This is a genomic window from Rodentibacter sp. Ppn85, assembly GCF_001999335.1.
Taxonomy (GTDB): Bacteria; Pseudomonadota; Gammaproteobacteria; order Enterobacterales; family Pasteurellaceae; genus Rodentibacter.
The window spans coordinates 1-1062 of the sequence record NZ_MLHS01000079.1 but is presented as its reverse complement, the minus strand read 5'-3'; the positions used below and the strand labels follow the sequence as shown (position 1 = coordinate 1062).

Below are 1062 nucleotides of genomic sequence, written 5' to 3'. Positions count from 1 at the left end.
TCGCTATACCGGCTTGTCGCCTCGGCAATATTGCCTATCGCTTGGCTGAGTACTTGCTGCTCAACACCTTTTGAATGTCTTTCGGGCTTTCTACTTGAGCGTTGGCTTCTGTGATGTCGGTGTTAATACCCAGTTCCGCTGCCGTCGTCTCCCTTGGGGCGCTATCTTTGTTTAAGGTGATAACCCCCTCCGTTAAATGCCCATATCTTTGTGCTGCTCATCAACCCGTTTCAATGCACCGCCTTGAGTATGTTTGCGCTGATGATAACGACGAAAACCGCCGCGCCATTTAGTATAAGCGATGTAGGGTGTGTGAACCAAAGGTTCACGCACGAAGATACATAACTACGTGCGTGGATTTTTCAAATCCACACACTCTACGCTTGCTAGTTTATCCTTCGGAAGTTAGAAAAAAGCTAATATAACCTTCATCATAATTAATGATCCCAAAGTTAGATAAATTTTCATTAGATAATTGATAAACACCTAAAACAAGCGGATCATCAATATCTACAGATATATGTTTCTTTATATCATCTTGATCTATATTCACTTTTATCCTAGCAAGAAGTTCATCTGTAAGGTTATTATATATTTCAATGTATCTTTCTAGTTCTTTCATAAACATCCCTTAAAAATTATGGTTCAATTTTTCTCTTAGGATCTGCAGGCTTAATTTGCTCCCCAGTTTTATAATCAAAAGCACCTAAATGTTTCCCTCTTTTATCATATTTCTCTAATTCCCCATGTTGAGAATCCCATTCATATATTTTTCCTTCAACATCTTTCCATCTCGCCCTTAATTTTCCTCCTCCTTGAACTGAGGTTTTAGGCTTAGCAGGTCTCAATCCTGAAACTCCCGTAATATCAGTCAATTTTGGATTTGGATGATATTTTTGATCTCCAGTTAGTAATAATACATTATCCTTCCAATCCCCAATTTGGCTTTCTCCTCCAACCAAAATATGGCTGTTTTTATCAGGGCTAATAGTCTGGCTCCCACCTGTATTTGTCGGTAAGTTGTAATCCGCCGGATATTCTATTCCTCCCGTATGGTTCACA

3 protein-coding genes are annotated in these 1062 nt (G+C 39.4%); all 3 read right to left on the bottom strand.

Annotated elements, in window-relative coordinates; translation table 11 throughout:
- Positions 1-192: 192 nt before the first annotated feature.
- Entirely contained in the window at positions 193-333 is a 141-nt protein-coding gene (locus BKL51_RS11905) for a hypothetical protein (protein WP_158074926.1), read from the bottom strand.
- Positions 334-391: 58 nt separating this feature from the next.
- Positions 392-622 carry a hypothetical protein gene (locus BKL51_RS11095; RefSeq protein WP_077466727.1) on the bottom strand — a complete coding sequence of 77 codons (231 nt, stop codon included), beginning with the start codon at positions 620-622 and terminating at the stop codon, positions 392-394.
- Between the two features lie 16 nt (positions 623-638).
- Positions 639-1062 (bottom strand): colicin E3/pyocin S6 family cytotoxin (locus BKL51_RS11090; RefSeq protein WP_255372295.1); only part of this gene is annotated, 424 nt, incomplete at its 5' end.